21 protein-coding genes and 3 tRNA genes are annotated in these 22,889 nt (G+C 64.7%); 9 read left to right on the top strand and 15 right to left on the bottom strand.

The annotated features are described in order from the left end of the window. Positions 1-4 precede the first annotated feature (4 nt). The 4 genes from K7W42_RS16225 (at position 5) to K7W42_RS16240 (ending at position 1,613) form a co-directional block, all read left to right on the top strand. A complete protein-coding gene (locus tag K7W42_RS16225) occupies positions 5-1,249 on the top strand; it encodes a nitrilase-related carbon-nitrogen hydrolase (RefSeq protein WP_224575891.1) in 1,245 nt (414 codons plus the stop codon). Between the two features lie 68 nt (positions 1,250-1,317). Continuing rightward, positions 1,318-1,405 (top strand) — tRNA-Ser (locus K7W42_RS16230). Positions 1,406-1,429: 24 nt separating this feature from the next. Continuing rightward, positions 1,430-1,521, top strand: a tRNA-Ser gene (locus K7W42_RS16235). Between the two features lie 15 nt (positions 1,522-1,536). Then, a tRNA-Arg gene (locus K7W42_RS16240) sits at positions 1,537-1,613 on the top strand. 56 nt (positions 1,614-1,669) lie between these two features. On the opposite strand, the gene K7W42_RS16245 is transcribed toward K7W42_RS16240, so the two are convergent. From K7W42_RS16245 to K7W42_RS16265, 5 genes are read right to left on the bottom strand one after another with little or no spacing between them, the layout of a single operon-like run. Continuing rightward, positions 1,670-2,794, bottom strand: a complete 1,125-nt coding sequence (locus tag K7W42_RS16245; protein WP_224575892.1) for a hypothetical protein — start codon at positions 2,792-2,794, stop codon at positions 1,670-1,672. Then, positions 2,787-7,130: a coiled-coil domain-containing protein gene (locus K7W42_RS16250; RefSeq protein ID WP_224575893.1), complete on the bottom strand. Its 4,344-nt coding sequence runs from the start codon at positions 7,128-7,130 to the stop codon at positions 2,787-2,789. The genes K7W42_RS16245 and K7W42_RS16250 overlap by 8 nt, the downstream gene beginning before the upstream one ends. Continuing rightward, positions 7,130-7,864, bottom strand: coding sequence for a hypothetical protein (locus tag K7W42_RS16255; RefSeq protein ID WP_224575894.1), 735 nt, complete (start codon positions 7,862-7,864; stop codon positions 7,130-7,132). The genes K7W42_RS16250 and K7W42_RS16255 overlap by 1 nt, the downstream gene beginning before the upstream one ends. After that, positions 7,861-9,555 carry a zf-HC2 domain-containing protein gene (locus K7W42_RS16260; protein WP_224575895.1) on the bottom strand — a complete coding sequence of 565 codons (1,695 nt, stop codon included), beginning with the start codon at positions 9,553-9,555 and terminating at the stop codon, positions 7,861-7,863. Before K7W42_RS16260 ends, K7W42_RS16255 begins: the two co-directional genes overlap by 4 nt. Continuing rightward, positions 9,542-10,093, bottom strand: coding sequence for an RNA polymerase sigma factor (locus K7W42_RS16265; RefSeq protein WP_224575896.1), 552 nt, complete (start codon positions 10,091-10,093; stop codon positions 9,542-9,544). The genes K7W42_RS16260 and K7W42_RS16265 overlap by 14 nt, the downstream gene beginning before the upstream one ends. Before the next feature lie 256 nt (positions 10,094-10,349). Between K7W42_RS16265 and K7W42_RS16270 the strand changes: the two genes are divergently transcribed. The 3 genes from K7W42_RS16270 (at position 10,350) to K7W42_RS16280 (ending at position 13,559) form a co-directional block, all read left to right on the top strand. Then, the gene (locus K7W42_RS16270; protein WP_224575897.1) at positions 10,350-12,224 is read left to right on the top strand and encodes an ABC-F family ATP-binding cassette domain-containing protein; all 1,875 of its coding nucleotides are present in this window, start codon (positions 10,350-10,352) and stop codon (positions 12,222-12,224) included. 316 nt (positions 12,225-12,540) lie between these two features. Continuing rightward, a complete protein-coding gene (locus K7W42_RS16275; protein ID WP_224575899.1) occupies positions 12,541-13,047 on the top strand; it encodes a hypothetical protein in 507 nt (168 codons plus the stop codon). 326 nt (positions 13,048-13,373) lie between these two features. Next, positions 13,374-13,559, top strand: a complete 186-nt coding sequence (locus K7W42_RS16280) for a DUF1540 domain-containing protein (RefSeq protein ID WP_224575900.1) — start codon at positions 13,374-13,376, stop codon at positions 13,557-13,559. 31 nt (positions 13,560-13,590) lie between these two features. Here K7W42_RS16280 and K7W42_RS16285 read toward each other — a convergent pair whose 3' ends face one another. From K7W42_RS16285 to ruvX, 5 genes are all read right to left on the bottom strand, one after another. Then, positions 13,591-14,520, bottom strand: a complete 930-nt coding sequence (locus K7W42_RS16285) for a phosphotransferase family protein (protein ID WP_224575901.1) — start codon at positions 14,518-14,520, stop codon at positions 13,591-13,593. After that, positions 14,510-15,199: a nucleoside/nucleotide kinase family protein gene (locus K7W42_RS16290; protein ID WP_224575902.1), complete on the bottom strand. Its 690-nt coding sequence runs from the start codon at positions 15,197-15,199 to the stop codon at positions 14,510-14,512. Before K7W42_RS16290 ends, K7W42_RS16285 begins: the two co-directional genes overlap by 11 nt. Beyond that, on the bottom strand, positions 15,199-16,416 hold the full coding sequence (locus tag K7W42_RS16295) for a toxic anion resistance protein (RefSeq protein WP_157460125.1): 1,218 nt from the start codon (positions 16,414-16,416) through the stop codon (positions 15,199-15,201). Before K7W42_RS16295 ends, K7W42_RS16290 begins: the two co-directional genes overlap by 1 nt. Positions 16,417-16,731: 315 nt before the next feature. Then, entirely contained in the window at positions 16,732-17,169 is a 438-nt protein-coding gene (locus K7W42_RS16300; protein ID WP_224575903.1) for a response regulator, read from the bottom strand. An 85-nt stretch (positions 17,170-17,254) separates the two neighbouring features. Next, positions 17,255-17,737 carry a Holliday junction resolvase RuvX gene (gene ruvX, locus K7W42_RS16305; protein WP_439648868.1) on the bottom strand — a complete coding sequence of 161 codons (483 nt, stop codon included), beginning with the start codon at positions 17,735-17,737 and terminating at the stop codon, positions 17,255-17,257. Between ruvX and K7W42_RS16310 the strand changes: the two genes are divergently transcribed. Further along, entirely contained in the window at positions 17,736-18,521 is a 786-nt protein-coding gene (locus tag K7W42_RS16310; RefSeq protein ID WP_224575905.1) for an enoyl-CoA hydratase-related protein, read from the top strand. The two genes, ruvX and K7W42_RS16310, sit on opposite strands and share 2 nt — an antisense overlap. 170 nt (positions 18,522-18,691) lie before the next feature. Here the strand turns inward: K7W42_RS16310 and K7W42_RS16315 are convergent, their stop codons facing one another. Both K7W42_RS16315 and tsaB read right to left on the bottom strand, forming a co-directional pair. Then, positions 18,692-19,312, bottom strand: a complete 621-nt coding sequence (locus K7W42_RS16315) for a hypothetical protein (RefSeq protein ID WP_224575906.1) — start codon at positions 19,310-19,312, stop codon at positions 18,692-18,694. Between the two features lie 169 nt (positions 19,313-19,481). Further along, complete coding sequence (gene tsaB / locus K7W42_RS16320) at positions 19,482-20,039, bottom strand: tRNA (adenosine(37)-N6)-threonylcarbamoyltransferase complex dimerization subunit type 1 TsaB (RefSeq protein ID WP_224575907.1); 558 nt, start codon at positions 20,037-20,039, stop codon at positions 19,482-19,484. Between the two features lie 107 nt (positions 20,040-20,146). On the opposite strand from tsaB, the gene K7W42_RS16325 reads away from it, so the two are divergent. After that, on the top strand, positions 20,147-21,280 hold the full coding sequence (locus tag K7W42_RS16325; protein ID WP_224575908.1) for a citrate/2-methylcitrate synthase: 1,134 nt from the start codon (positions 20,147-20,149) through the stop codon (positions 21,278-21,280). A gap of 90 nt (positions 21,281-21,370) precedes the next feature. On the opposite strand, the gene K7W42_RS16330 is transcribed toward K7W42_RS16325, so the two are convergent. The 3 genes from K7W42_RS16330 to K7W42_RS16340 are packed head-to-tail and all read right to left on the bottom strand — an operon-like array spanning position 21,371 to position 22,837. Next, positions 21,371-21,712 carry a YraN family protein gene (locus tag K7W42_RS16330; RefSeq protein WP_224575909.1) on the bottom strand — a complete coding sequence of 114 codons (342 nt, stop codon included), beginning with the start codon at positions 21,710-21,712 and terminating at the stop codon, positions 21,371-21,373. A 46-nt stretch (positions 21,713-21,758) separates the two neighbouring features. Continuing rightward, positions 21,759-22,424 (bottom strand): HAD family hydrolase, encoded by a 666-nt coding sequence (locus K7W42_RS16335; protein ID WP_224575910.1) that lies wholly within the window; start codon positions 22,422-22,424, stop codon positions 21,759-21,761. Next, on the bottom strand, positions 22,421-22,837 hold the full coding sequence (locus K7W42_RS16340) for a putative dsRNA-binding protein (protein WP_224575912.1): 417 nt from the start codon (positions 22,835-22,837) through the stop codon (positions 22,421-22,423). Before K7W42_RS16340 ends, K7W42_RS16335 begins: the two co-directional genes overlap by 4 nt. Between the last annotated feature and the right edge of the window lie 52 nt (positions 22,838-22,889).

Consider the following 22,889-nt stretch of genomic DNA (forward strand, 5'->3'; position numbering starts at 1 on the left):
GGGCATGACCCGCCGCGTCCGCGCCGTGGCTGTGCAGCCCCAGTGGCACGCCAGCGACTTTACCAGTGCCCGGCGGTTTCGCGCCTGGCTGCGCGCCCAGCTGGAAAGCAGCCGCCCGCACCTCGCGCCTGACCGTCCCAATCTGGTGGTGCTGACCGAACTCAATGGCCTGCCGCTGGTGCTGCGCGGCGGCGGCTGGGCGCTGGGGCTGGGCACCTTTCAGCGAGTGATGCTGGCGCTGTTTGTGGCCCGCCTGCCCCGCACCCTGCCCACGCTGCTGCGCGAACGGGTGTCGCCTGTGCGCGCCCTGCAACTGGCCGACATTGACCGTAATACGGCGCTGTACCTCCAGACATGCCGTGACCTGGCCCGCGAGTACGGCGTGTACCTCTGCTGCGGCTCGGCGCCCATGCCCCGCTACGAGGTCCGTGGAGGCCGCTTGCGGCGTGCGCCGGGCGTCCTGACCAATCAGACGGTGCTGTTTGACCCCCAGGGTCAGCTGATTGGCACCGCCGACAAAGTGCACTTGACGCCCGATGAGGAAGCGGATGGCGTGGACTTGACCCCCGGCCGCCTGGAGGAGCTGCGTGTGTTTCCGACTCCGGCCGGTGACCTGGGGGTGGCGATCAGCCTGGACGCGTTCCGGGCCGACGTGATTGCCCGTCTGGAGGCCCAGGGCTGCACCGTGCTGCTTCAGCCGGACGCCAACGGCGCGCCTTGGACGGCCAAGGAAGGCCTGCCCCCCGACCCGGCCCATGTGCGCGACCAGCCGGTGGCCTGGCTGGAAAGCAGCTGGCAGGTGACAGCCACCAGCTCTCAAATTCGGTATGCCGTCAACCCGATGGTGGTGGGCAACCTGCTGGACCTGACGTTCGACGGCCAGAGCGCCATCACCGGGCCAGCAGAGGAGGCCAGTGCGCCGCAGAGCTACGTCCTGACCGAGCCTCGCCCCGGCTTTCTGGCCCTGGCTCCGTGGGTGGCCACCGGCGAGTCAGAGGCGCTGCGGCAGACCGGTCGGCAATTGGCCGCCCACAGTGGATACGCCCAGGAAAACGCCTACCATCAGACAGTCCTGAGTGCGGACCTGACCTTGCCTAAGAGCCACCTAGCGCCGCCGCCCCCTACGGCCCACGAAGAAGCCCTGCGCGCCCTCTTGCGTGGTGAGGTGCAGTGGCCGCGCCGGGCACCACTGATGGTGTGGGCAGCGCTTCTGGGCGCGGGCGTTCTGCTGCTGCGCCGTTGGCGTTGACAAGTTCGGCCCTCCCTCATATACTTCCCCTCGCGCTTAGGACAACCGACAGCGCGCCCCGCCAGAAGGGGGGGTTGGCCGAGTGGTTGAAGGCAACGGTCTTGAAAACCGTAGTAGGGCAACCTACCGGGGGTTCGAATCCCTCACCCCTCGCCAAGTATGACAACCCACAGACGGTATGGAGAGATGGGTGAGCGGCTTAAACCAAGCGTTTGCTAAACGCTCGTAGGGGTTATTCTCTACCGCGAGTTCGAATCTCGCTCTCTCCGCCAACTGTCATCTCGGATGTGCCCGTAGCTCAGCTGGATAGAGCGTCTGACTACGGATCAGAAGGCCAGGGGTTCGAATCCCTTCGGGCACACCACAAGGAAGATCCGCCGCAAGGCGGATCTTTTGCTGTTTATCACTGTCGTGGTCAGACTACAAAGACGCCCACCAAGCCCGCAGGCTGCGTTCGGTCAGCATTTCTTCTGCGACTCGGCGGTTGTTGGCCAAAATAGGATCAACCCGCTTCTGAATTTCTTCTGGCAGCCAAGCCAGATCGGTTTTCCTGTGTCTCTTGTTTTCTTGTACAGCCAAACCGTCAGGGCGGTTAATTCGCATACGTGGATCATCAAGGCCATTTAACATGGCCAGGTAAGCCCCAACTGCTGGGACGACCGGCGGTAAGCCAGCTCCTTGGGCCTTCAAAGCGGATCTGGCCGCCATTGCGATCCCAGGCCAATCTAAGTCTCCTACGTAATCGATGCGCTGCAGGGGTTGGCCGATTTTCTGGCGATAAGCCTCTGACTTCTGGATATCTGCGAAAGCGAGTACAGAGCGCTGAAAGTTGCCGCCCCCGCCGAAGGCAATGATGCCGTAAGGTCGCTTGACCAGGGTTTTTAGGACGCTAAGGGCCAAGTTATATGGCTCTTCGTTTTCGAAAACTAATGCCAAAGGCGGGCCGTCAAGAATCTCATGGGTCAGTGGGAGCGTGGCCGAAGCGCAGTTGAGCAGCGAAGAACTAAGCTGCCCACTTTTGAAGAGCGAGCCTTTGAGTAGTTGTCCCAAACGTTTATCGTCTCCGGTCAACTGAATAGAACGGTGCCTGAGGGTAGCGGCATCTTCGAACCACCCTTCCATGAGCCCTTGCTGGACTTTGCGGAGAAAATTGTCGTGCGCCTCGTCTAACGTTTCCAAATCCAGAATCCATTCCAGTTGTGGATGCCAGTACTCCGTTTTCCACCAAGGGTGGCGTGGTGGTTTTGGAATCCGGACACGAGTAACTTTCTTTGGCAGTCGCGGGATACCAGAATCATCCCATTGCTGGCCATTTTCAGCTGGCAAGTTAATGACGCCCTGCTCCTGTGCGTAGCGCAAAGCCTCTCGGAGCCACGCGCGCCGATCTGGGATGCCTGGGCGGTGGGCGAATACCTGCGTGAATTCGGCATGCAGCTGCTCTAGCGAAATCGTCTTGGTTCCTGGCCGCAGCTTAAGCTGGCGCAACCGCTCAGTGAATTCATCGTACCAGCGGGGGTCTACGTCAGTTCTGGGGGTTTCACTCATCGCCTGGCTCCTGTTCTATGCGGCCTAACCGCACGACCTCTACAAGGCTGTGGCCCGTGCCGGTGTGCCGCTTCTCGTTGCGCAACTGCACCACGTTGGGCATGGTGCGGACGGCTTCTAAGTCCTGCACGCCTGTCGCGTAAATTAGCTGAATGGACATCGCGCGCGCCATGTCCCGCTGCAAGGTCAAGAGCTTGACGCGCGAAGAAGCCCCCACTGGATTGTCGAGAATCAGGGTGCCGGTGAGGGATAGGGGCTGTGCAGATACCACCTGGGCCCGCTCGCGGGCGCGCTGACGGGCAAGGGCGCAGTACAGCAGCACCGCACTCGTCAGGCGCTCGCCGCCACTTTCTTTAGCCATCATCGTGATGGGCAAGTGCTTAGGCGGCGCGTCCACATCGGGAAACAGCACCTCAACCCGGATGGGATGGGCGAGCTTGCGCACGGCCCGCTGGACCAGGTCTGGGCCCTGGAACTCGGTCTGGTCTCTCACCATGTCGTTTAGAAGGTTGCCAATTAGTGCTCGCCGTTCGCTCTGAGGTAGGGGAGCCGGCAGTGTGATTTTTAGAAAGCGTTGCCCGCTGAGGGTGCCCGCGCCTTCGGGCAGAACCGAGTTGGACGAGAGGCTTTTCAGGAGGCCGGTGCCGCGCTCGGCCAGGCTGAGCGTTTCTGTAATCAGTAGCTCCCGATGTTTGTCTGCGTCCTCAAGCGACGCTTCAATGGTTCGCCGACGCAGATCCAATTCGTTGTACACCTGGTCGGCACTTTGTTCCAAGTCTTCCGATGACCAGTCCGAAAGCTTTTTGGCCAACTTGATCGTACTGCCTGCCAGGGTACGGTCAAAGGCCCGGCCCGCCGTCTCCTGCCGCCCTCTCAGGTCGTGCCAACGGTTCTGCTGTTTGTGCAGCGTGGAAGCGAGGTTCTCTACATGAGCTGCGAAGCCTTGATCGGCCGGAGGTTCGCCGGCTGTCTGCGCCGCTGCCGTCCGTTCTTTCAATAGGTCGTCGTATCGGTCAAGCAGTTGCCTAAGTGTTATCTGGTGGTCTGTCCAGAGACGCCGCGGCTCCTCAGCGGCTTTGCTGGCTTTTTCCATCTGCTCAAGCCGTTCCTCCAGCCGGTCCAGCGCGGCGCTTGCCTCCTCGCCTTTCCGCTTTGCCGCCTGAACGCGTTGCCACAGGCTCGTCGAGTCTAGGGCCTGCTCGTCAGGCTCAAGTGTGCGCTTGAGCTGAACGTACTGGCCTTGATGATGCTCAAGCTGTGTCTGCACAGAGCGCCAGGTCTGCATCATGCGTTCTTTGGCTGACAGTGCCGCGTCCCGCGTCCACTCAATATCCTGAATCCGCTGCTGAAGGCGGCCCTTATCGTCTAGCGTCTCAAGGGCAGCGCGCACTTCCAGTTCGGGGATGTGCGGGGGGCACGTTTGCTGAAAGGCCGTGCGCGTGGCCTGAAGGTTGTCTTGCGCTGCCTGCAACTCAGCTTTGAGGGCGTGCCCCTGCGTTTTCTGGTCAATGCTGCCGCACAGCAGACTGTGACGCTCCCGGCAAGCGTCTACATCGTCCGCCGTTGGTGTGGGCAGGGCGCCCTCCAAGTAGGCCACAGCGCGCGCTTCGTGGAGTGCAGCGGCAGCCGCCTGATCTAACTCCTGTGCGGCCCCCCGCAGTTGACGGGCGTGCGCCTCCTGCTCTTTGCTGCGGCGCTCTGTCTCGTCGGCCTGCCGTTCAAGGGTCCGCACGTCCGCTTCGTCCTGGAAGATGCTGAGTTCAAGTGCCGTAGCTTGCGCTTCGTCTCCGTAGAGTTCGAGGTGAACCTTCAACCGGCTTGTCTGCTCCAGAATGAGGCGGCTGCGTGTCTGGGCCTGCTCCAATTGCTGCTCAAGCTGTTGCTGACGCGCGCGCCGAACGTTCTGCTCGCCAGCCAGTTCGCTCAGGTGGGCCTGGGCGGCCTGCCAGGCTTGTCGGCTGGCCGTGACCTCTGCCTCCTGCGTCTCGAAAAAGCCCTGCGGATAGCGCTGAAGGTAAGTGTCTAGCCGGTCGCTTAGCTCCCGCAGTTCATGGCCCTCGGCCTGAAGTTCATCGCTCCTGGCGCGCAGAGTCTCCAACTGCTGCTCGCGCACCAGGGCTTCGCGCCGTCCGGCCTCCTCATCAAAATGGGCGTCGCTGGTGGGCCCGACGACAAACCGCTGGGTGCCCTCGGGCAGAGTTGCCCGGAAGAGTGGCGTGCGGGCTGCCACCACCACAGGGGCGTCCAGCGTCAGCGCCGCGCTCAGCAGTGCGGTTTTTGCTCGGTCGAGGTCCCGGTCAAGAACGAGAACACCACGCACCAGTTCGGGGGCGCGCTCTATGAATTCCTGCGCCTTCGCCCGAGTCTCTATTTGGGCCACATGGTCCCAGCCGGACCAACTGCGTACGCTGGCCTCTTCCAAGGCCGCCCGCACGGCCACGACGTCGCGGGCGGGTGGCAAGAGCGACCGTGTATGCAGGTGCTCCAGAATTCGCTCTTCTTCTGTCAGCTGGGCCTGAACGTCCAGCCGCCGCTGGTCCGTGTCGGTCCGCTGGCTGCGCAATAGACGGGCCGTTGCCGGCGAGAGTGTGTCGAGGTCTGGGTCGTTCATCAGGGCGCGGCTCAGCATGGGGTGCAGGGTCAGGGCGTCACGTTGCCCGCGCGCGTCCTCCAACTCGGCGCCGGCCCGGTGATGGCGGTCTTCAGCAAGTCGCTCCTGACTTTCTGCCGCCAAGCGGCGCTCCGTCCACGCCTGGGCTTGGTCTTCCAGCAGGCGCCGCTCGCCCCGCAGGGCCTCACGGCTGAAGTCTGTTGCTGCCTGCTGCTCTTGCCAGCGGGTTAGGCCTTCAGCCAGTGGCTCATCGGGCTCTAGGGTGCCTTGCTGACGCAGTGTGTCTATGGCCAGGCGCCGCTTGTCGAGTTTCTGGCGGTCATTTATGGCCCGTTGGGCTGCCCGGCTCGCTTGATTCCTTGCGCCCTTGGCGTCTTTCTGGTCGTGCTGGACGGTTTGTTCAAGGGCCTCCGCGTCCAGGCGCTTCTGGCCTGCCTCAGCACGCCTTGCCTCTGCCCTGGCCACCAGCGCCCCGGCCAGTTGACGGGCCGCGACCCGAACATCGGCCCATTCGGGCTTGAGCGCCTCATTCTCTCTTTGCAGCAGCGCTTCGAGGGTCCGCAGTCGGCCTTCACTGCGTTCAACCTCTAGCAGGCTGGGGGCCAATCGCCAGACCTGCTGGGCCTGGTCAGCGGCGGCATAGCGGGCCTGTTCTCCCTCACTTTCCTTTTTGAAGTGTCCCGCCTCTTTCGTGAGCCGCAGTCGTTCTAAAGCAGTGGCGTGGTCCTGGTGTTCTTGCTTCGCAAGCCCGAGCCGCTTCTTCTCCTGCTTCGCTTCCTCAAGGCGCGCTGCCAGGCTGACCACGGCCGCCTCCGCTTCGGCTCGCCGCCGCTGAGCATAGGTGTGAAGCAGCTCTAGACGCGCGGCCAGTTCCCCCAGTTGGACGCGGGCCAGGTGCCGCTCGGCCGAGACGCTTTGAATCTCCTGCACATGTGGCAGCAGCGCGCGAATCAACTCAAGGCCCGGCAAGTGCTGTTCGAGCCGCTTCTTAAGGGACTCGCTGTAGGTGGTCAGATTTTTGGCCACCCCTTGCCCATGCTCAGGATTCATCGCCAGGTCGAGGAAAAAGTTGACGAAAGCGTCGGATTCCCGGAAGCGGAAGAGGTCCTCTGCGCCGCCTTCACGGGCATTCATGACCCGCTGATAGCCGAAGAGGTCCGGGTCAATTCGCCTCTTGTCGAGCATTCCCTGCCATTCCTGCAGCAGGTGGGTTTCGTGGGCTTCGGCGCTCGGATGCGCTGTGGTGAGGTTCTGCCAGGCCTGTTTAAAGCCATGCATGGTGAGGGCTCGACCGCGCTCGTCCTGTAAGGGCAGGCGGTCTAGAGTGATAGCGCCTTGTACGCGAGACGCGAAAAACAGCCGTTCCAGTGTATTTGGGTCCCGCGGATTCCACTCGTAGAACGCGCCGGTCAGAAACCACTGCGGCAGATCATCCTTAGCGACGTCAAGCTGCCACTCGGCGACTACGACCCCACGCGTTTCAGGCAGCACGTAGTCTTCCAGCAGGCGGTCACTTTGCCCCGCCTTGCCCAGAAATTGGCGGCGGTTGGGTTGCAACAAAGAGAAAAAGAGATTGAGGATGGACGATTTGCCGCCGCCGTTGCGCAGCCACAGCGTAGAGTCGATGGGCCGCCTAGATTGGTCGTGAAAAGGAATGGTCACGTCGTCAAACCGGGCCTTAGGGTGGCCGACATTGATTAGGCGCAACTTGGTTAGACGCGGCATCAGCCCTCCTCTGCGGCAGGGGTCAGAGCCCGCTTAACGGCGGCGTGGACCCGGCTTGCCGCGTAGTCCTGTACCAGCACCTGATAGCGCCATAGGGGCCGGTACGTCTGGTCTTTGCGCTGAAAACAGCGTTGCTTGCACAGATGTTCGAGCGCGTATTCGATGACGCGGCGCGTGGTCAGGGCCGACGCCCGGTGGTCCTTGGTATCGCGGTGCGCCAGACGATGCTTGTAGACTCGCCAGGCTTCGTGCAGGCCGCTGGTGTCGCTGTGGAGTGGGTCTGGGCCTTGCGCAGCCGCTTCATCCATCCGGTTCACGATCTGGCGCAGGGTGTCTTCAATTTCATCCACCGTCACGGGGTTGCGGGCCAGGGTGGCGTCGCCCAGCAGGTCGGTGGCCCGTGGATAGACGGTGGCGGCAATGGCCACATGAACCAGGCCGTCCAGCAGGCGGGTCTCCTCGCTGGCGGCGGATGGCCGGTAGGCGCTGGCCTGCGCCGCAAACACAGAGCCGGGTGCGGGGATCAGCACCATGCCGTGCTCCGCACTAGCCTCCAGAATCTCCAGCTCTAAGCCGGCCGCGACCTGCTGAACGGTCTCGCGGAAGTCAAGGCGGTCCAGATACCGAGCGAGGAGATTGCGATACTCGTCATTCCGTTGTGGGTGAGTGCTGGGCCGCAGCGCCCACTGCACCAGGCGGCCAGCGGCGTGGTGAGCGTCTTGTGATGCCGTCATGAGGTGTTCTCCTGTTCTACGTTCAGCCAGTTCAGCGTGAGTTCGTCGCCGTAGAAACCAGCCGTTTCAAACAATGTGCCTTCGCGCTCGGCCTTCAGTGGCGACGGCCGATCATCCTCGAATGCCTGAAGGGCCCTGAGCCCCAGGTATTCCAGAACGGCCTGGGGCTGCTCTTCTTGCGCTGCCGTGTTCAGGAGATCCGAAAGGCGTGTGGCCCCCCGCCCCAGGTAAGCCTGCCCTGCCGCCTGAATCTCAGGCGGGTAACGCTGCGGATCGGGCACTGCCTCTTCCCAGATCAGCGCTGTCGCCTCAGTGCTTTCGGCTGGAATGGCCCGTTTAGGCCGGAGGAGCCACGACACCAAGTCCGTGAGAGAGAAGACTTGAGGTGCCTCCACCGGCAGCAAGGTGGACCAGATTGGCAGCGCCTCATCCGGCAGTCCCTCTCTCGCCGCGTCGCCTTCAAGCGCAGTTAAGGCCTGCGTACCGGGAGCGGCAAGAAGAGGTTCGAGGACCTCGCTGAACAGGTTGGGTAGATGGGCACGCGCTCGGGGTACAAAAGCCTGCCGGTCCTGTTCGGCGAAAAAGACTTCCCGCGCTTCCAGCAGGACATGGTGAAGGTTGGTGTGGCGAATAAAGCACTCGTCAATCAGGGTGGCAATGCGCGCCACTTGCTGGGCTTTCTCACTGCCCAGTGGCAATTGCTCCAAGCGGTCACGCGCTGTTTGAACGATCTCCTGCTCGACTCGCAGCCGGCCGCTCAGGTGACTAAGCCCCTCGCTCAGCATGCGCGGCACTTCGCTCTGCCAGTCCACCCGTGTCACGTCCCGCCGTGTGTCCCGCAGCAAGCGGTCGAATTTCTCCTGCAGCTGAACCGAGCGGGCCCGCGCGTCCTGGGCAAAGTGCACTGCCTCGTCAAAACGCCCGCGGTCGATCTGGGATTTGATGACCCCTTCAAGGGCCGCCTGGGCGTCTTCAATCGCCAGATCAAGCGCGCCGAGGTACATGTTGGTGGCTTCCGTGGACAGCCGGAGGGCAAACTGCCCGCCTTCCACAAACCGCTCTTCGAGAAGGTGAAACGGCACATCGCGCTTTGCCAGCCGGTTGTTCTCGAAGTCTGCGTAGGTGGCGATGAAAGGTCGCCGGGCATCTTCATCCCTTCGCAGGCGACCCAGCAGCCGACTGACAAAGGCAGCCTGTCGCCCCCGGTGGGACGGCACGTTGGCGGCAAGGTCCATCTGATGCAGAAGGGGTTGCAACTCCTTGAAGACATCTTCTTCACTCACCTGCACGCCGAAGCCGGTGGACTCGACAATTAGGTCAAACGCCTTCAGAGCCAGCGCGATGGTGTCGTATTGCCTGGTGTCCTCGTCGCGCTTGGTGTCCCATTCGCGCAGAGCCAGGATGGGCCCTAGAGTCAGGAGAGTCCGTGAGCGCTTGGGCAGGTGCTCAGGCCAGGACACCTCTTTCTGTTCCAGTCGTGGCAGCTGGCGCATGATCTGGTCTTCCCATTCCAGAGGTACAGGAACTGGCCCAAGCTCCCGTGCCAGAGCCATCACGTCGTCAAGGTGGCTGTAAACAATGTCGGCGCAGCTTGGACATTCGCCCAGATGGGTCTGAATCTCTTCTAATTCGGCTTCGGGAAGACGCCCAGACGCGTAGGCCAGTAAGCGTTCTTCATCAATGTGAGTCATTATTCAATCCCAGCTTTTGGCCTTGCTGGAGTAAGCGTCGGCGTAAAGCACTGATTCTAGTTTTGGCCGTTCCAACCGGTATACCTTGTAAAGAAGCAATCTCTTGAGTGGAGTAGCCTTTATCCCAAAGATCCATAAGCTCTAGATCGTAGAAATCCATCCCCTGCCGTAGACGCTCAATCTCAACACGCTGCTCAATTTGTTCATGATGTGAATAAGCAAAGAGGAACGGCTCTTGGTACTCAAATGATAATTCGATTGGCTTTTCTAGATTTCGTCTAGTCCAAGCACGCTGTTTAGCTAAACGATAAAGCTCATCCTTCGACAACTTGCCTGTTAAATCGCGAAGGTGCACGGCGTCGCGGTAGAAGAAGCTAAAAGCCTCAAAGAGAGTCTGCTCAACCTCATCAGGACAGTTGATTAAACGTCGGATGACGGCGTGGACATAACCTGCTTCACGACGATACAGCTCCCGAAACGCCAGCTGATTCCCTTCAAGGATGAGCCTCAGTAGAACTTCATCTGGGAAGTCTTCCATACCTTTCAGCGTAGTCATTCTAGGCCGGTCTGGCTTTACACTTTAACATTAAACTATATGAGTAGAGGTGGGCTGTGCTTCGTCTCAGCTGAAACCAAAATCGGCTGCGCGTGGCGGCACTCTCATGCTCAAAGACTAGAGGGGTTGGGAATGCGCCTCGGTACGGCAGCCACCCTCTCGTTAGTGGCCAGCAGTGAAACTTTCTAGGCCACAGCGCTGAGTCCTTCCTTTCTCCTTTCCACCTATACTGCGGGGCGTGCTTGTTGCCGCCCTAGACGCCAGTAAAGAGTACGGCCCGCTGACCGTCTTGTCCGACGTGACCTTCGCCGTGCAGCCTGGCGACCGCGTGGGCCTGGTAGGCCGCAACGGTGCGGGCAAAAGCACCCTACTAAAACTCCTGACGGGTGAACTGATCCCAGACGGCGGCGTGGTCAAACGTGGCCCTGGTGTACATGTGCGCGCCCTGCAACAAGATCCCGTGTTTGCCCCTGATGCCACGGTGGACAGCGTCCTGAGCGCCGCTTTTCATGACCTTGACCAGTTGGAAGCTGAGCTGCACGCGGCCGCCGAAGCCATGAGCAGCGGCACTCCCGAGAGCATCCTGCACCACGAAGCGCTGCTGGAGCACTATCAGCGCCGGGGCGGCTTCGAGCGCCGGAGCCGCAAGGACGCCGTGACCCTGGCCTTCGGATTCCGGGGGCGCGAACAGGACCTGGCCTCGGGTCTGAGCGGCGGCGAGCGTACCCGCCTGGGCCTGGCCGCGCTGCTGGTCGAAAACCCCGACGTCCTGCTGCTGGACGAGCCCACCAACCAGCTCGACATCGTGATGGTCGAGTGGCTGGAAGCTTTCCTCGGCCGCTATCCGGGCGCCGTGCTGGTCATCAGCCATGACCGCACCTTCTTAGACACGGTCACGCGTGAAACGGCCTACCTCCGCAGCGGCACCCTCAAGGTGTATGCCGGCAACTACTCGACTTTCCGCGAGACGCTGGCTGTGGAACTAGAAGGCCAGGCAGCCCGTCATGCCACCGAAAGCAAGCAGATTGCCTCCCTGCAGGCCAGCGCTGACCGCATGAAAATCTGGGGCCTGGGCATGAGCAAATTGGCCCGGCGCGCCAAGGCCATGCAGGCACGAGTGGACCGCATGCAGGCCCGCGCCACCGCCGCACCACCGCCCGAGCAGCGCACCGCGCGCATCACTTTCCACGCGCCCGAAAGTGGGGACGTGGTGCTGGACGCCCGGCATGTCACCCGTACCCTGCCCGGTGGCCGCACCCTGTACCGCGACGTCAACGTGCAGATTCGGCGGGGCGAGCGCATTGCCATCATCGGGCGCAACGGGGCCGGCAAGACCACCCTGCTGCGCGCCCTGCTGGGGCTGGACAAGGGGGACGATGCGCGCGCCCGCGTACTGACCGGCGCGCGCGTCACGGTGGGCTACTACGATCAGGCCCTGCGCGGCGTGGACCCAGCCGAGACCCTGTACGACGTGGCCCGCGCCTACACCCAGAAAGACCCCGAGGCCCACGACCTGCTGGGCACCTTTATGTTTCCCTACGACCAGCACGACAAGCCCGCGCGCATCTTGTCGGGCGGTGAGCGGGCCCGGTTGGCGCTGCTCAAGCTGGCCCAGGAAGACCACAATCTGCTGGTGATGGACGAGCCGACCAACCACCTGGATATGGAGATGGTCGAGGCGCTGGAGGACGCTCTGGAGCACTTTACCGGCACTTTGATGATGGTCAGCCACGACCGCGCGTTCATTGAGGGTCTGGCCGACCGTATCTGGCTGGTCGAGGAGGGACAGTTCTACGAGTACCCCGGTTGGGAGGACTATAAGGCCAAGCACAGGAGCGTGGAGACCGAGGTGGCCCCCAAGCCCACGCCGAAGCCGACCGCGCCCAAAGGCAAGGGCCTATGGCATCTCAAGCGTGAGGTTGAGGCCCTGGAAGCCGATATCGCCCGTCTGGAAGGCGAGTTGGAGCAGGCGCAGGCGGCCCTGGCCAGCGCCTCCCCAGACGCTGATTTCGCTGCGCTGGGTCAGGCCGCGCATGACCTGGAAGTGCAACTCGAAACCCGCATGGACGCCTGGGGCGCCAAGCAGGCTGAGGTCGAGGCCAGAAGCACCTGAGAGCAGGACTCGGAAGGGTTGAGGGCCTCAATTCCTCTGGGGCAGAGACAGGGAGTGGTTGCTGAGAAGTGCACTGAGGGGGATTGTTGGCCTCAGGGTGGAAGTTGGAAACCGCTGTGTGAGTGGGTCTCAAGCGGCGTAGGCGCTGCGAACTACTGTCCCGCCCAGGCGCCATGAAGTTGAGGGTTATGCAGGCCTCACAGGCTGGAATGGAGCTGTTCCGTGACGCGGGCAACCTCATTGGTGCTCTGCCTCCCTGGACAGGGGACAGACATCTCACCCGCCATGCCTTATCTTGACCACCAGAGTCAGGATTATGCCCATCCCCCACCTGCACCCCACCCCCACCGCCGCCCCCCAGGACCGCCACGCCGCTTCCTTGCAGCGGGCGGCCGAAGCCTACCTGGCGCACACTCATCCCCGCACGCCGCTGCGACTGGACCGGGTCACCTTCAGTGGTGTGGTGTACCGCGCCGTCCCTGACCCCGCCGCCCTGCGCCTCAACCGCGCGCTGGCTGAAGAAGTGGTGCTGGTGGCGCTGGCCGGCGAAGAGGCGGCGATTCTCAGTGGAACCACGGCAGTGGCGGCCGGCCGCGACGCCCGTATGCTGCTGGCCTGCGCGCTGACGGACCCCGATGAGCAGGACACCCTGGACGCTTATCTGGCAGTCTTGCGGGGCCGCGCCAGGGCCAGACTGCGCCGCGCCTGGAGTGAGGTGGAAGTGCTGGCCGCCGGCCTGCGCGAACACGGCGAACTGGACGCCGCCCAGGTGGCCCACCGGGTGGCCTGCGCCCAGGGCATTCGCGCCAGCCTGCTGAACTGAGGCAGTGCCCCAAAGCCGCCCTGGATGCTAGACCAAGGCGGCTCTCCTTTGAGATGACGGTGCTCGGCCGCCAGCGCCATTCAAAGAGGACAGAGGCAGAGTCTCAGGGCCATCTCTGGCGTGAGGCTGGCCTGAGGGTGGGCCATAGGCCTCGTTCTCTTACCTCTTAGTCTCAGGTCGAGATTGCTCGTCTGGCACGGCTACTGCTGGCGAAATCTCTCTAACCTTATCTGCTCGCTCGGGTTTTGGAGCCTTCCTTGAGCTTGCAAGCCGCATCACGTTGGGCCGCTGTTCAGGGGCGCAGGCTGCGGGAACGGAGGTCCGTTATGAACGACACCGAAGGCCAGAGCATGGTCAGCCGCTGCGACGCCACCACCTGCCGCTATAACGAGGACATGGCCTGTACCGCCGGCCAGATTGAGGTCAGTCTGAGCGGCCAGCAGGCCCAGTGCATCACCTTTAGCCCCGCTGAGGGCACTGGTGACGCCTACAGCGCGACTGCCGACAACTAGGCCAACTGAAAAGGAGTTCAAGGCGCCGGGGCTACAGCTCCGGCGCCTTGTGTGGTGGGGTGAGTTGACTGTGCCGGTGGTGGATGCAGCGATCAGGACCCGGGGGTTCCGCACCCAGGCGGCGGAGGCAGCTGAAGGCAAACGTCACGGCCTGCCGCACCTGTTCACGCCGCTGCGCCCGGCTGGCCCGGTGCAGGGCCAGCAGCACGCCAAACAGGGCACTGGCTTCACCGCAGGGTTGGCCAGCGGCGGCCGCCACCTGCTGCGCCGCCGCCCAGCCGTGAAAATAGGCCACGCTGGCGGTGTCCCAGGCGGGCGGCCCAGCCGCGGCGTCCCCGAAGTCCAACAGGGCGGCCAGGCGCCCACCGCGCCAGATCAGCTGTCCAGCGTGCAGGTCGGTGTGGCACACCGCCGCCGGGTGCCTGACCGCCTCACGCAACTGCGCTTTGAGGGCAGTCAGCGGTGCCAGCAAAGCGCTATCGGCCTGGATCAGTGGATGTACGGTCAGGGGCACCGGACCAAAGGGCCACACCCCCGGCAGGCGGGTAATGATGCCCAGCTCAGGACGGCTGGCCTGGCCACGCAGGCCGTCTGCCCGGTCCTCCAGGAGGCCGTAACCCTCATGCGGCAGGTGGTGCAGCGCCCCCAGTGCCTCGCCCAGATCGGCCCAGCCGGCGGCTGTGGGGGGCTGGCCGTCCCCGCTGATCAGAATGTCCACGCTGTAGGGCGTCTCGCCGCGCAGCAGGCCGGTTTCAAGCACGGGGGGCACTGGCACCCCCTGCGCGGCCAGCCGCCGCTGAAGCTGCACCTGAACGCCCAGCCGGGCATCAGCCGTGCGGGCCAGCCGGGCCACCCGGCGGCCGTCCGTGTAGGCCAGGCAGGTGGCGCCGCGTGCCAGCAGGTAGGCCCCTGGCCCCAGCAGGGTGCGGGCGTCGGCCAGCGCCTGCGCTTCAGCGGGCATACAGCACCTGGGGCCGACTCAGCGACGTGTAGTCCAGCACGACTCCGGCATGCTTTTCGGGCTGGGCGTGGGCAAAATACAGCCGGTTCCCCTCTATATAGCGGCGGTTACTCGCGGCCTGTGGATCGGGCGAGCCATACCCTGGCCCCCGCGCGGCGCCGCGCGGCACCGAGACCTCAAAGGGCACCCGCAGAAACACCGAGTCGTCCCAGAAGGCGCGCAACTCGGGCCGGTGCAGGAACAGACCGTCTAGCAGGAGAATGCTGCCCGGCTCGGCCTTCTGGGGCGCGGCCAAGACAGGCAGGTCGCGCTCCACATCAAAGGCCGCCGTTCGGTAGAGCCCCGAGCCGCTCGGCGACAGCGGCCGCAGCACCTCGTGGCGCAGAGCGTCCAGGTCGTACGAAGCCTCGTAAAAGCCCTGCGGCGAGTCGCGGCCCAGCTGATAGCGCACAGCGCGCGGCGCATGAAACGCGTCGGCGCTGATCCGGATGACTGGGCGGCCCAGGTCATGCAGGGCCACTGCCAGCTCATCGGCCAGCGTGGTCTTGCCGGCGCCGTCCACGCCGTCAATGGCCACACGCAGCACCGGGCAGGCCGGCTGGGCCGCCAGGCGCACCACGAGCCACGGCAAGACGGCCTGCCGGTCTGCCGCCGGCAGGACAGGGGGGGGCGCGGGCATCAGAGTTTCAGGTCGCCCTGCGCGGTCACGTTCAGCCCCTGCGCCACCTCACGTGACGCCTGCTGCCGCTCGCGGTCGAGGTAGGTTTGCGCCTGGGCCACCTCCTTGTCGAGCACCTGCATGGTGTCGCGGAAGCGCTCCAGCGCCTGCTGGCGGTAGCTGCTGATGGCGTCCAGGGCGCCGTACACATCCCGGAAGGCCGCTTGAATAATCTGCGGGTCTACGGTGGCGCTGCCCGCCTGCCGCTGAATCTCGGTGCTTTGCTGGCGCAGGAGGCTGGCCGTGCTGCCAATCATGCGCCCGGTCGTGTCGTTCAGGGCCGTCACCTGCCCCAGCACCGCCTGCTGGGTGCCCAGCGCCTGCGACACCATCAGGGCCGTTTTGAGGGCACTGACGGTGGTGGTGGTGGCGCGGTCCACACCCTTGATCAGTTCCAGGTTGTTGCGCCGCACCAGGTCCAGGGCCAGATACCCCTGAATGCTGACCGCCAGCTGGGTCAGCAGGTCGGTCACGCGCTGGCGCACTGCAAACAGCAGCTCCTCGCTGACCATGCGGGCCTTCTCGGGGTCGGTGACTTGCAACTCCTGCAGGCGGCTGGTCAGGGCCTCGTCTACCGCCCGGCCCACATGGGCGTATTGCCGCAGCTTTTGCATGGTGTCCCAGAGGTGGACCTTTTCCGTCTCGATGGTGGCGTTGTCGCGGCGCAGCTCATCCTGGCCCCGGTAGAGGGCTTCCAGAATACCGTTCAGGTGGCTCTGGGCACTCTGGTAGCGGTCGAGGTGATTTTGCACCTTCTTGCCGCCGGGCAACTTGCCGAACAGGCGCCGCGGCGTGGGCGCGCGGCTGGGGTCCAGGTCTTCCACCGTGCGGCGCAGGTCGGTCAGGCCGCGCAGAATGTCGCTGCCCTCGGCCAGGGCGCCGGCGCGGGTGGCGCGCAGCGGGCGGTCCAGCATGCGGTTGCTGCTCTGGGCGGCGGCGCGCTGCTCGGGCAGGCCTAGGTCGTGCACCGCGTCGAGCTTCCGCTTGAAGTCCGGGGTATGCGTGCCGGCCGAGAGCACGTCCTGGGCAAACGCCTGGGCCATCTGTTCCAGGCGGGCGCGGTCCTCGGGCGACAGGGGCACCATTTCTGGGGCTTCCTGGGCCTGCACAGGCGGCACGGCCTCGGGCGCTTTGAGAAGCGAATCGGGGGGAGTCAGCGGACCGCCTGGGTTGCTCATGCCCTCCATTACGCAGCGGCGGGCGCCCTGGTTGCATCCGGCAAAAGGCGCAGTGGGGAGGAGCGGTGCAAGCCGACCGCTGTGTGCGTGAGCCACCGGGGGAGGGAAGGCGTCTGACAGCGGTCCTTCGCTGCATCAATGGTGAGCAGGTGCCCCAGTTGAGGAAGGCTGCTGCGCAAGGGAGAGACCCGCCCTGCGGCGCTCCAGAGGTGTCGGGCTCTCTCTCGTCAGCTCTGGCTTCTGTCCTAAGACCCGATGCGAAAGTTGTCTGGACGCCGCTGTTTACCCGCGACGGCTCCTGCCTGCTACAAGATCTTACCCAGCGTCCGGGCGGTTAAAGCGGCAGTCCTGCCAGAACTTCACAAAATGGTCCACCTGCGCCAGAAAGCCGGGGAAGTCCTTGCTCTTGACCATGTACGAACTGGCGAAGAGGTTATATGCCTGCGCCACATCTTCCGGGCTGTCCGAGGTGGACAGAATCACCACTGGCAAGTGCCGCAGCGCCGGGTCAGCGCGGATGGCGGCAATCACTTCAAAGCCCGTCATGCGCGGCATATTCAGGTCCAGAATCACCACGTCGGGCAGGGCGCGGCCAGGGTGGCGCAGCCAGGCCAGCGCCTCTACCCCGTCCTCGCTCACGCTAATATCAACGCTCTCGGCATGTTCGCCAAATGCTTCCAGCGCTAGCAGTCTGTCGGCTGGATCATCGTCAATGAGCAGCACATGCAGGCAGCGGGTGGGGGCAGCTTTCATGGGATAAGGCAGTGTACCCGCTCCACCAAATCTTTAGATTCGGTGGGTCATCTCTAAAGATGACTTGAGATTTCTCAGAACTTCGTCAGTTTTCTGGTGAAAGCTCTCTGTCGCCTCTGTCACCCTGGAGCGCCTGGCCCATCAGGTACAGCTCCAGAATCTGGACTGCGGCGGCCTCATCCTCGTCCTCGGCCCCCAGGGCGCGGGCGCGGCGGGTTGTAAAGCGCTCGTCCTGATAGGCCACCGCGTAGCCCTTATCTTCCAGAATGCGCCCAAAGGCGCGCACCCGGTCGGCGCTGGGGCTGTGGGCGCCGTCCGTTCGCAGGGGCAGGCCCAGCAGTAGCAGGTTGGCTCCAGCAGCCTCGGCGCGCAGACGCACCGCTTTCAGGTCCAGGGGCAACCGCTTGCGGTCCACACTGCCGCGCCCGAACGCCAGGCGGCCCGCATTGACCGCAAACCCAATGCGGGACTTGCTGACATCCAGTGCCAAGATGACGGGCAGGGCCGCAGGCTCGCTCACGGCCCGGAGTGTAGCAGCCAGGCGCAGGCGCGCTACGCTGCTGGCCATGACCGCTGACCCTGTGATTCTGGCGCGCACCCAGGCGCATGTTCTGACCCTGACCCTCAACCGCCCCGACAAGCTGAACGCGGCCAACGACGAGCTGCTGCTGACCCTGACCCGCGAACTGCAAGTTGCCGACGCTACCCCTGATGTGCGGGTGGTCGTGCTGACCGGGGCGGGGCGGGGCTTCTGTGCCGGGCAGGACCTGGGCGACGTGTCGGGGCGCGACATGACCTTCACCGAGCACCTGCACCACACCTATAACCCCCTGATTCGCACGATTCGGGGGCTGGGCAAGCCGGTCATCAGCGCGGTCAATGGCGTGGCGGCCGGCGCGGGGGCCAGCCTGGCCCTGGCCGGCGACATCCGGCTGTGGGCCGCGTCGGCCAGCCTGATTGAGGTGTTTTCCAACATCGCCCTGATTCCCGATTCGGGCAGTACCTGGACCCTGCCGCGCCTGGTGGGCTACCACCGCGCCTTCGAGCTGATGGCCCTGGCCGAGCGCGTGCGGGCCGAGGACGCCCTGCGCCTGGGCCTGTGTGAGCATGTCTTTGCCGATGACACTTTTGCCGCTGACGTGCAGGCCTACGCCGAGCGGCTGGCGCAGCGCCCAGCCCACGCCCTGAAACTGACCAAACAGGCGCTGGTCGCTGCCTTGACCAGTGGCCTGGACGAAGCGCTGGACCAGGAGGCGGCCCTGCAACAGCTGGCCGGCGACCACTGGGAGCACGAAGAAGGTGTGTCGGCCTTTAAGGCCAAGCGCGCCCCGCAGTTTATCCGCGAGGGCTGAAGCCAGCAGCAAAGCGCAGGCAGAGCGGCCCGAGTGTGGCCAGGGCCGCTGGCTCCGGCTGATGAGGCTGAACTGCCTTGCTATGACAAGTGGGACAGGTGCAGCTTTCTAAGCCAAAGAGAAAGGCGCTGGGGCATTCTGCTCGCTTCCGGCGCCTTTTTCTGTCGCGTCTATTTATCTAAGGGGTCGGGGTTACGGCTGGCAGCCTTGCCTTCCTCGATGGTGTTGTCATGACGGAACTGCTTATCGCGCTCGGCTTCAAGGGCCACGCCCGCGCGGTGTTCGCCGGGCACCAGGCGGTCATCGCTGTGCTGCATGGTGGGGTCAGGGCTGGTGGGCACGCCCGCAGGACGCTCCTCTGGGGTGCGGTCGGCGGGGGTTTGGTAAGGATTACGGTCAGCGTCGGACATCGTGGCCTCCTGGGGGTGAGGGCGGGGAACAGCGGCCGGCACGTTAGGTTCGGTGCCTCCGGTGGGGAGGGGCGCTTTGGCGAGGCTCATGGGTTCAGAGGACGGCTGGGGCGTTTCCGGGTCACTGCCCAGCTCGGTCATCAGGTGTTCGCGGGCGCGAATCTCGTCCTCAACGCGGCGGATGTCATCCTGAATGCCGCCCAGCACCTCGCGGTCGGCCCCGGAATGGTAGGAGCGGCCCAGGCGGCCATACAGCGCGTCGAGTTCGCGGCCCAGCTGAAAGACCTCCATGCGCAGGCGCGCGGTGTGCGCCACTTCCTCGCCCCGGCGCTGCACCCGCTCGGCTCCACGCTTGACTGTGTTCAGGATGTTGTCCAGCATGCCTGCAGTGTGCGCCCCCACGCGCGGGCTGGGGTGAGGGCGGCGCCCACCCGTCCGGGGCAATCCTTAAAAGATGGCGTGAGGGGGTGAGTCCTGTTGGGTCATGGTGAGCTGTGGCTGGCCTGTACGGCCCAGCAGTGAAGAGGGCTGAGAAGACCGGGCCGGCGCCCTACAGGTATGCCAGGGCCCAGTCGCGCTGACCGTGGGCCACCCCGGCCCGCAGCAGCGCCACGCCGTCCGGCGCCGGGTCATGGTGGTGGGGGGCGCCGCCCAGCAGCGCTTCAAATTCGGTCAGGGGCAGCCGGGCTGGGGGGTGCAGCCGGCCCTGCACCACGCCGCCCCGCACCTCATAGACGGCCCCGTACACGTTGCCCTTGCGGGCGTCCAGCGACACCCCCTGCCGGCCCTCGCCGCGCACCAGGGCCTCAAGCGTGCTAATCCCCAGCACCGGCGCCCCCCAGACGCGCCCCAGCCCCAGCGCGTAGCTGGCCCCCACCCGAACGCCGGTATACGAACCAGGCCCAGTGCCCACCACGATCAGGTCGGCTGTAAAGGGCCGCCCCACCTCTTCAAAGAGGGCGCGGGTAGCTGCGGGCAGCAGCTCGGCGTGGGCGCGGCCCACCTCGCGCGAGACGCTGACCTCGCCGCCAGCCCAGCTGAGGGCCAGGGTCAGCCAGGGCGTGGCCGTGTCCAGGGCCAGAGTGACGGTGGAGGGTGCGTCGGTCATCGCCGGGCATTGTAAGCGGGCGGCCCCAGCAGGCGCGCCCTGTCACCCCTGCGGGAACGTGCAGCGGGGGCAGAACGAAAGCGGTCCGGTGCTATGCTCGGCTCATCATGACGAATATCGCCAAAGGGCTTGAGGGCGTCCTCTTTACGGAAAGCAAACTCACGTTCATCAACGGCACCGAAGGGATTCTGACTCACCTGGGGATTCCCATTCAGGAGTGGGCCGAGAACAGCACCTTTGAAGAACTGTCGCTGGCCCTGCTTAACGGCCAGCTGCCCACAGCCGCCGAATTGGCCGCCTTTGACGCCGAACTGAAAGCCAACCGCGCCATCCCCGAAGCGCTGGCCGCCGTGATTCAGGCGATGCCCAGGGGCGTTCACCCCATGCAGGCGCTGCGTACGGCCGTGTCGTACCTGGGCCTGCTGGACCCCCAGGCCGAGGACACCACCGCAGAAGGCCGCCGCGCCATCGCCACGCGCCTGATCGCGCAGTTTGCGACCATCATCGCGGCCATCAACCGCGCCCAGGACGGCCAAGACATCGTGGCGCCGCGCATGGACCTGACCCACGCCGGCAACTACCTGTACATGCTGAGCGGCAAGGAGCCAACCGCCGAGCAGGCCCGCCTGTTTGACATCGCCCTGGTGCTGCATGTGGACCACGGCATGAACGCCAGCACCTTCACGGCGATTGCCACGGCGTCCACCCTCTCGGATATGTACTCGTGCATGACGAGCGCGATTGGTGCCCTGAAGGGACCGCTGCACGGCGGCGCCAACGAAGCCGTGATGGACATGCTCGACGAGGTCGGCACCCCCGAGCAGGCCGAGGCCTACATCACCAAGAAGCTGGACAACAAGGAAAAAATCATGGGCGTGGGGCACCGCGTCTATAAGTACTTTGACCCCCGCTCGCGCGTGCTGCGTGACTACGCCGAAGTGGTGGCCAACAAAGAGGGCAAGAGCAACTACTACCAGATTCTGGAAACCATCGAAAAGGTCGTCGTGGACCGTATCGGGTCCAAGGGCATCTACCCCAACGTGGACTTTTACAGCGGCACGGTCTACAGCGACCTGGGCATCAAGAAGGAGTTCTTCACGCCCATCTTCGCCCTGGCCCGCATCAGCGGCTGGTGTGCCAGCGTCATCGAGTACACCCGCGACAACCGCCTGCTGCGCCCTGACGCCGTGTACACCGGCGAGAAAGACGCGCACTACGTGAAGCTGCAAGACCGTCAGTAAAAGGACGGGTGAGCAGAAGGGCGGCCTGGGTCAAACCGGGCCGCTTCCTTGTTGGGAGTTAGGGCCTCTTTCCTTCAGACAGAGACGACTTTATTCCACAGGCCACAGGACCAGCGCCCCGGTGTTGACCGGCCCGTCAATGGTCAGGACCTCCAGGCGGCAGGGCAGGTCGTCACGGCCACACTCGCGCAGCAGGTAGGTCTGGGCGGCGCGGTGCATCAGGGCCAGCTTGCGGGGAGTGACGCTCTCGGCCGCCTCGCCGTGCGTAGCGCGGGCGCGGTGTCGCACCTCGGTAAAGACCAAGGCGCCGCTCTGCTCCTGCGTCACCAGATCAATCTCGCCGCCCCGGACGCGGTAGTTCCGGGCCAGCACCGTGCGGCCCAAGGTCTCCAGATGCGCGGCGGCGCGGGCTTCAGCCTCGGCACCCTTCATGGGGTCAGGTCTGCTGCTAGGCCGGCTACCGCTAACTCAGCCGCAGCTAGGTCAACCACTGGGCCCAGTCGCTGAAGTCGGGGGCGGTGCGTTCGGCGCCTGCCGCCAGCAGGGCCTCGGCGGGGGCGGTGGTGGTCAGGGCCACCACGCGGCACCCGGCCCCAGCCGCGCTGCGAACGCCATTGACGGCGTCTTCGTGGGCCAGGCAGCGCTCAGGGCTCAGGCCCAGGCGCGCGGCCCCCAGCAGAAACGGTTCGGGGTGAGGCTTGCCGCGCGACACGTCCTCGCCCAGCACGCGGGTGCGGAAGCGGTGACCAAAGCCCAGCGCCTCCATCCCAAACGCCACGTTCACGGCGTCGGCACTGGTGACCAGGGCAAAGGGAATGCCCCGCACGTCCAGGGCGTCCAGGTAGCCGCTCAGACCCACCACTTCGCGCAGGGCGCCGGCGGCCAGAGCGCGGTAGCGGCCCTCCTTGGCGTCATGAAAGCGCCGCGCCAGAGCTTCCTCGGGCGGGGCGCCAGTCAAGCGCTCCATGATTTCGGAATTGCGCCCGCCGTCCACCTTGGTGTCCAGATCATGCTCGGTCAGGTCCAGGCCCAGCACCTCGGCGGCCACCTCCTGCCACGCCTGACGGTGAAAGTGGTTGTTCAGGGTGAGCACGCCGTCCATGTCGAACAGCACGCCGTCCGGGCGCCAGGGCCAGGCGCTCATTCCTCTGCCTCAGGACCGTGCCCCAACTCGGTCAGGAGCCCCCGGTACAGCCGCGCGGCCTGGGCGCGCACATCGTCCAGGGTGGCGTCGTCGTTGGCAAATTCGGCAGCCGTCTCCAGCGCGGCCTCCAGCACCACGCTGTAGATGGGCCAGCGCCCCGTGACCTGCGGCTGAGGGTCGTCGGCCCTGGCCGGCGCCGGGTCATCCAGCGCCTTCAGGGCCGATTCGGCGGCCATCCGCTCGGCGTCGCGTTTGCTGCGGCCCTCGCCGCCCTGGCCCAGCACCTCGCCGCCCACGCGCACCGTCACCCGGAACAGCGGTTCGTGGGGCGGTCCCTGCGGCGTGACCTCGAATACAGGCGTGCCCAGGCCCAGGGTGATGGCCCGCGCAATTAAGTCCCCTTTGGCATTCACGCCCGCCAGCATAGGCCGGAAGGGAGGAAGGCCGGTATAGCTCTGCCCCCGG

The sequence above is a fragment of the Deinococcus betulae genome (genome assembly GCF_020166395.1).
GTDB lineage: Bacteria > Deinococcota > Deinococci > Deinococcales > Deinococcaceae > Deinococcus > Deinococcus betulae.

Coding starts and splice junctions, on each gene's coding strand:
- K7W42_RS16325 (WP_224575908.1), top strand. CDS start 20,147: ATGACGAATATCGCCAAAGGGCTTGAGGGCGTCCTCTTTACGGAAAGC.
- K7W42_RS16255 (WP_224575894.1), bottom strand. CDS start 7,864: ATGACGGCATCACAAGACGCTCACCACGCCGCTGGCCGCCTGGTGCAG.
- K7W42_RS16290 (WP_224575902.1), bottom strand. CDS start 15,199: ATGCCCGCGCCCCCCCCTGTCCTGCCGGCGGCAGACCGGCAGGCCGTC.
- K7W42_RS16295 (WP_157460125.1), bottom strand. CDS start 16,416: ATGAGCAACCCAGGCGGTCCGCTGACTCCCCCCGATTCGCTTCTCAAA.
- K7W42_RS16250 (WP_224575893.1), bottom strand. CDS start 7,130: ATGCCGCGTCTAACCAAGTTGCGCCTAATCAATGTCGGCCACCCTAAG.
- K7W42_RS16265 (WP_224575896.1), bottom strand. CDS start 10,093: ATGGAAGACTTCCCAGATGAAGTTCTACTGAGGCTCATCCTTGAAGGG.
- K7W42_RS16245 (WP_224575892.1), bottom strand. CDS start 2,794: ATGAGTGAAACCCCCAGAACTGACGTAGACCCCCGCTGGTACGATGAA.
- tsaB (WP_224575907.1), bottom strand. CDS start 20,039: ATGACCGACGCACCCTCCACCGTCACTCTGGCCCTGGACACGGCCACG.
- K7W42_RS16280 (WP_224575900.1), top strand. CDS start 13,374: ATGAACGACACCGAAGGCCAGAGCATGGTCAGCCGCTGCGACGCCACC.
- K7W42_RS16225 (WP_224575891.1), top strand. CDS start 5: ATGACCCGCCGCGTCCGCGCCGTGGCTGTGCAGCCCCAGTGGCACGCC.
- K7W42_RS16275 (WP_224575899.1), top strand. CDS start 12,541: ATGCCCATCCCCCACCTGCACCCCACCCCCACCGCCGCCCCCCAGGAC.
- K7W42_RS16300 (WP_224575903.1), bottom strand. CDS start 17,169: ATGAAAGCTGCCCCCACCCGCTGCCTGCATGTGCTGCTCATTGACGAT.
- K7W42_RS16260 (WP_224575895.1), bottom strand. CDS start 9,555: ATGACTCACATTGATGAAGAACGCTTACTGGCCTACGCGTCTGGGCGT.
- K7W42_RS16335 (WP_224575910.1), bottom strand. CDS start 22,424: ATGAGCGCCTGGCCCTGGCGCCCGGACGGCGTGCTGTTCGACATGGAC.
- K7W42_RS16310 (WP_224575905.1), top strand. CDS start 17,736: ATGACCGCTGACCCTGTGATTCTGGCGCGCACCCAGGCGCATGTTCTG.
- ruvX (WP_439648868.1), bottom strand. CDS start 17,737: ATGGCCAGCAGCGTAGCGCGCCTGCGCCTGGCTGCTACACTCCGGGCC.
- K7W42_RS16330 (WP_224575909.1), bottom strand. CDS start 21,712: ATGAAGGGTGCCGAGGCTGAAGCCCGCGCCGCCGCGCATCTGGAGACC.
- K7W42_RS16315 (WP_224575906.1), bottom strand. CDS start 19,312: ATGCTGGACAACATCCTGAACACAGTCAAGCGTGGAGCCGAGCGGGTG.
- K7W42_RS16285 (WP_224575901.1), bottom strand. CDS start 14,520: ATGCCCGCTGAAGCGCAGGCGCTGGCCGACGCCCGCACCCTGCTGGGG.